Annotated in this window: 4 protein-coding genes and 1 pseudogene; 1 reads left to right on the forward strand and 4 read right to left on the reverse strand. The window is 36.1% G+C overall.

Annotated elements, in window-relative coordinates; translation table 11 throughout:
* Positions 1-847, reverse strand: a pseudogene (locus tag AC30RD_RS05400) (hypothetical protein); the annotation flags it as partial.
* A 153-nt stretch (positions 848-1,000) separates the two neighbouring features.
* Here AC30RD_RS05400 and purL point away from each other — a divergent pair.
* Positions 1,001-3,208: a phosphoribosylformylglycinamidine synthase subunit PurL gene (purL, locus tag AC30RD_RS05405; protein ID WP_489493299.1), complete on the forward strand. Its 2,208-nt coding sequence runs from the start codon at positions 1,001-1,003 to the stop codon at positions 3,206-3,208.
* Positions 3,209-3,224: 16 nt separating this feature from the next.
* Here purL and AC30RD_RS05410 read toward each other — a convergent pair whose 3' ends face one another.
* From AC30RD_RS05410 to AC30RD_RS05420, 3 genes are all read right to left on the reverse strand, one after another.
* On the reverse strand, positions 3,225-4,184 hold the full coding sequence (locus AC30RD_RS05410) for a 6-phosphofructokinase (protein WP_489493300.1): 960 nt from the start codon (positions 4,182-4,184) through the stop codon (positions 3,225-3,227).
* Between the two features lie 2 nt (positions 4,185-4,186).
* A complete protein-coding gene (gene gap, locus AC30RD_RS05415; protein ID WP_489493301.1) occupies positions 4,187-5,200 on the reverse strand; it encodes a type I glyceraldehyde-3-phosphate dehydrogenase in 1,014 nt (337 codons plus the stop codon).
* A 13-nt stretch (positions 5,201-5,213) separates the two neighbouring features.
* Positions 5,214-6,021, reverse strand: an 808-nt coding sequence (locus AC30RD_RS05420; RefSeq protein WP_489493302.1) for an AMP-binding enzyme, incomplete at its 5' end; no start/stop codon positions are given.

Consider the following 6,021-nt stretch of genomic DNA (forward strand, 5'->3'; position numbering starts at 1 on the left):
TTAATATCCCATCTCCAAATCTGCTTCCATAAATAGTGTTGATTTTGGAAAAACCTCTGATATTTACAAGTAAAAGAGTCGGATTTTTAAATATTTTAAAATCTTTTTGCAGTTGAAATCTATTAGGAATCTCGGTAATTGGATCTATATATAAAGATAAAAGTTTTTCTTCCAAAAATAAAGAGCTAAGTAGACCTTGTAGCTGCAAAGCAAAGGATAACATATCAAGATATAGCAAAACAAAATAAAAATAGTCTTCTTTTTGATAAAAATATATTGCATCCGCCGCGGTATGATGCATAGATCTACTTAAATTTGAAAAATGTTTTTTTATTTTTTCATCATCAAAATAGATCCCTTTATACTCTTTAAGCCATTTTCCAAAATCGCTTTTTTCTTCAGTGGTTTGAGGAGCCGGGGCGTTATGTAAGATATGTTCTATAAAATCTATAAGCCAAAAAGTTAAATATTTCGATATTACGATTTTCTCTTTTGATACAAATATACCGTTATTGTGTACCTGGTTTGTAAAGTTGATCATCTCGTTTGGCAATCTTGCTTCAATATAACCTTTTGCGAAGATATTTTTATTATTATCCAATATTTTTCTTTGATTTTTATCAAGTTTTTTAGAAAAAATATCTAAAAATATCGATATTTCGCCAAAAGGGATAGAAATTTCATAACATCTTTTGCCAAAATTTTTAAGCTCTTTTTCATCGGCCTCTTTTTTCAAAAGGCAACTTAAGCCTTTATATAAAAATTTCCAATTTTTCTTAACAATCCAAAAATCAAAATATCTTTTGTCTATCTCTTTTTTTATAAACTTTTTGATATTAACCCCCATTTAGTCCTCGACTAATAAATCTTGATACAATCTATATCAACAATATATCAAATTTATTTTTAATTTTTTTTAAAATAAAAATTTTTTTATATTTATCCCTTCTTTAGCACTTTTTTTGTAAAATCTTGTAAAAATTTATCCTGGGGAAGTTTTATGGAAAATTTGCAAGAGATTTTAAAAGCGCATAAGCTTAGTATGGAAGATTACGAACATATAAAAAAGATATTAAACAGAGAGCCAAATCTTGTAGAGATAGGCATATTTAGCGCAATGTGGAGCGAGCATTGTTCTTATAAATCGAGTAAAAAATATTTAAAAGGTTTTCCTACAAAGGCTCCTTGGGTCATACAAGGACCCGGAGAAAACGCCGGAGTTATCGATATAGGCGATGGATACGCTGCGGTTTTTAAGATGGAGAGTCATAACCATCCAAGTTTTATAGAACCTTATCAAGGTGCCGCAACGGGAGTTGGAGGAATACTTAGAGATGTTTTTACAATGGGGGCAAGACCCGTTGCAAACCTAAATGCTCTAAGATTTGGCGAAGTAAAAAGAGATGACGAGATTGGTGCTCATCAAAGATACTTAGTTCGTGGAGTGGTTGCCGGAATAGGGGGATATGGAAACTGCGTAGGCGTTCCTACAATTGGCGGGGAAGTTAGTTTTGAAGAGTGTTATAACGGAAATATCCTTGTTAACGCTTTTACTTTGGGTATATGTAAAAAAGATGAGATCTTTTATGGACGAGCCGAAGGTGTAGGCAATCCGGTTATTTATGTTGGAAGTAAAACCGGTCGTGACGGACTTGGCGGAGCCGTAATGAGCAGCGATAGTTTTACGGAAGAGTCAAAATCTCTAAGGCCAACAGTCCAAGTTGGAGACCCTTTTACCGAAAAACTTTTACTTGAGGCATGTTTGGAACTGTTTAAGACCGATTATGTGGTTGGTATTCAGGATATGGGTGCTGCGGGACTGACAAGCAGCTCTTTTGAGATGGCCGGTCGTGCGGGAAGTGGCATGAGACTCTATCTTGATAAGGTTCCTATGAGAGAAGAGGGAATGACTCCTTATGAGCTTATGCTCAGCGAATCTCAAGAGAGAATGCTAATTTGCGCTAAAAAAGGAACCGAAGATAAGGTTTTAGAGATTTTTAGAAAATGGGATTTAGACGCGGAAATTATCGGCGAAGTTACTGATACCGGAGTTATGGAGCTTTATTGGCATGAAGAAAAAGTTGCTGAGGTTCCGGTAGCTCCCGTTAGCGAAGAGGCTCCAGAACTTGATAGACCGGTTAAAAAACCCCAATATCTTGAATATATAAAAGAGACAAGTATAGATACGGTTGCACATATTGACAATCAAGAGGCTTTCGAAAAGCTCTTTAGCTCCCTTGAAGTTGTAGATAAAGCGTGGATATATGAGCAGTATGATTCGATGGTTCAAACAAACACCGTAAAACATCCCGGTTCACTGGACGCAAGCGTAATCAGAGTAAAAGAGAATAAAAAAGCTATAGCCATGAGTAGTAAATGCAATCCAAGATATTGCTATATCGATCCAAAAGGGGGAGCCGCTGCCGCTGTTATGGCATCAGGTAGAAACGTAGCTATGAGTGGAGCAAGACCCTTGGCGATAACCGATTGTCTAAATTATGGAAATCCAGAAAACCCGGAAGTCATGTGGCAGTTTGCCCAAGGAACCGAAGGTATAAAAGAGGCTTGCAAAGCCTTAAATACCCCTGTAGTTAGCGGTAATGTATCTTTATATAACGAAACCAATAACATTAGTGTATTTCCTACTCCCACTATTGTTATGGTAGGTTTAAACCAATCTCAAGAAAAAGTGTTGCCATCATACTTTCAAAAAGAAAACGATATTATTTATATCGTAGGAGATACCGAAAAAGAGTTTGGGGGAAGTCTCTATTTAAAAGAGCTTTTTGGAAAAGTTGCAGGAGTATTGCCAAAGATCGATTATGAAAAAGAGTTAAAACTTTGGGATTTTGTCATAAAAGCTAACCAAAAAGGACTTTTAAAAGCCGCAAAAGATGTTGGAGTGGGCGGTATCGCAATAGCACTGGCGAAAATGTCCGCAGTTAGCTCAAAAGGATTTTTAGGCAATTTTTGTTTTGAAGATAGCAGAGAGATTTTTAGCGAAACCTTTAGTAGAGCTTTAGTGGAAATTGATCCAAAAGATATGCACGCTATAGAGGAGCTTGCCAACGAGATAGGAATCAGCGCTATACCTTTGGGAACGATAGGCGGCAAAAAATTTACCTTATGTGATATTGAGATGGATTTGGAAAAATTAAAAGATATATATTTTAATACTTTTAAAAAAGAGATAGAAAGAGATCTGTAAAAGCGATTATTCGCTTTTACATCATAAGATTTTTTGCAAGATCTATAAGTTTTTTATCTATTTGATATCTATTGGATATAACAATTTGAGACTCTAAAAGTTTGAATTTTGCATCTTTATAAACTACAATCATATTTTCTTCTTTTTCCATAGCGGCATTTACAGCGTATGTAGCAAACTCAAAAGCCATCAATCTATCTTGAACCGTTGGATTTCCTCCCCTTTGAATATGTCCAAGCACAGTAAGCCTGCTTTCAAATCCGATCTTTTTTTCAAACCAATCTTTAATATTCTGCGATATTTTCAATCCTTCGGCAACTATCGCGATAAAATATTTTCTTCCCTCTTTAACTTGACTTTTAAACTTTTTCTCAAGAGAATCCAAATCATATCTTGCTTCAGGTATCAAACACATTTCTGCACCGCTTGTAAGTGCGGTTATTAGTGCAAGATATCCGCACTCCCTTCCCATAGTCTCAATAACAAAAGCCCTATTAAAACTGCTTGCGGTATCTCTAATATCGTCTACTGCGCTTCTTATAACATTTAGTGCCGTATCTACTCCCAAACAGTAATCAGTGCCGTAAATATCATTATCTATAGTTGAAGGAATTCCTATAAAATTTATATCAAACTCTTTAGATAAGATCTCCATCCCTTTAAAACTTCCATCTCCTCCAAGAACCACTATTTTGTCAATTTTATGTTTTTTTAGATTTTCGCTGGCTATTTGCCTATATCTTTTTTCATAGAATCTTTTTGATCTTGAAGAGCGAATTATGGTTCCCCCTCTATAAATAATACCCGATACATCTTTGTAAGAGGCTTTTTTTATTTTTGCATCAATCAACCCTTCAAGACCATCATAAATAAAGTATGGAGTTAAGCCTTTTTCGATGGAATATTCAACAAATCTTTTTATGGCGGGGTTCATTCCAGAACAATCCCCGCCGCTTGCCATTATAGCTATATTCATAATTACATCTTTGAAGCCACCATATCGGCAAGTTCTAAAAGCCTACCGGCATATCCATATTCATTATCATACCATGCAAGGATTTTAACCATTTTTTTACCTATAACTTGAGTAGATAATGCATCAATTATTGAAGAGTGAGGATTTCCAAGGATATCTGTTGATACCACTTCATCGTAAGTTATTTCCAAAATTCCTTTTAAATAGCTATTCATTGCCTCTTCAAAAGCTTTATTTATCTCCTCTTGGGTTACCTCTTTTTTTAAAGTTGCCACTATTTCAGTTACAGCGCCATCAGGGACCGGAACTCTTAAAGCCATAGCATTCATTTTTCCTTCTAGTGACGGAATTACTTCTGTAGTAGCCGTAGCGGCTCCGGTGGTAGTAGGTATTATATTTACAGCAGCTGCTCTTCCTCGTCTATGTTTGCCAGGTTTTTTTCTATCTATGGTAACTTGACTTGAAGTATATGCGTGAACGGTGGTAACGGATGCATACTCAACCCCAAATTTTTCTTCCAATACTTTCATAGCCGGCGCTAAAGAGTTTGTAGTGCAGCTTGCGTTTGAGATGATATTGTGTTTTGAAGGATCATACCAGTTATCGTTTACTCCCATAACAACGGTCAAATCTACCTCTTTACCTGGCGCTGAGATCAAAACTTTTTTTGCCCCAGCTTCTATATGTTTTGCAGCATCAGGACCTTTTGTAAATTTTCCGGTGCACTCTAAAACTATATCGATACCTTTTTCTGCCCAAGGAAGTTTTGCGGGATCTCTTTCGTCTACTATCTCAATATTTTGTCCTCCAACGGTTAATGAATTTTCATCATACTCAATAGAGGCCGGAAATTTTCCATGAACAGAGTCAAATTTGAGCATATATGCAAGATCTTCAGGCGTTCCGCTTCCGCCATTTGCGATAACGATCTCAACATTTTTAGGTTTTTTGGTTACATAGTGCCATAGCACCATCTTTCCAATTCTTCCAAGTCCGTTAATAGCAACTTTTTTCATTATAACTCCTATATTAAATTGGTTTTGATTTTTTTAATTTTTCAACGATTTCAGGATTTTCAAGAGTTGAAATATCTTGTTTTATCTCTTCATTTGCGGCAATTGCTCTTAAAATCCTTCTCATTATTTTACCGCTTCTTGTTTTAGGTAAACCTTCTGTTACTACTATCCAGTCCGGTTTTGCAATGGGACCTATCTCTTTTGTAACAACTTCGTTAATGCTTTGTTTAAACTCTTCCAAATCCTTTGGCATCGATTTTGGCACGATAAACGCAAAAATTCCTTCACCTTTTATATCATGATGTTTACCCACTACGGCAGATTCCGCAACGTTAGGATGTTTATTTATGGCAGATTCGATCTCCATCGTCCCAAGTCTATGCCCACTAACGTTAATAACGTCATCTGCTCTACCCATAATCCATATATATCCATCTTCGTCTACTCTCGCATCATCTCCGGTAAAATAGATATTGTCTTTAAAACTAAAATATGTTTTTTTGTATCTTTGGGGGTTATTCCAAACATCTCTTATCATACTTGGCCAAGGCTTTGTAATACAAAGATATCCCCCTTCGTTAGCTTTGGCTTTTGTTCCATCTTCCAAATAGACTTCGGCAAAAATACCAGGAAGAGGAAAAGTTGCAGATCCTGGCTTCATAGGTGTTGCCCCTGGAAGAGGGCTTATCATATGTCCTCCAGTTTCAGTTTGCCACCATGTATCAACTATAGAACATTTTTTATTTCCCACTTTTTCATAATACCAAAGCCAAGACTCAGGATCTATCGGCTCACCAACGGTTCCTAAAATCTCAAGGGAG

This window comes from Nitrosophilus sp. (assembly GCF_982775275.1).

What these genes read in the sequence shown, in the direction of transcription:
- purL (WP_489493299.1), top strand. Translation starts at nt 1,001, where the DNA reads ATGGAAAATTTGCAAGAGATTTTAAAAGCGCATAAGCTTAGTATGGAA.
- AC30RD_RS05410 (WP_489493300.1), bottom strand. Translation starts at nt 4,184, where the DNA reads ATGAATATAGCTATAATGGCAAGCGGCGGGGATTGTTCTGGAATGAAC.
- gap (WP_489493301.1), bottom strand. Translation starts at nt 5,200, where the DNA reads ATGAAAAAAGTTGCTATTAACGGACTTGGAAGAATTGGAAAGATGGTG.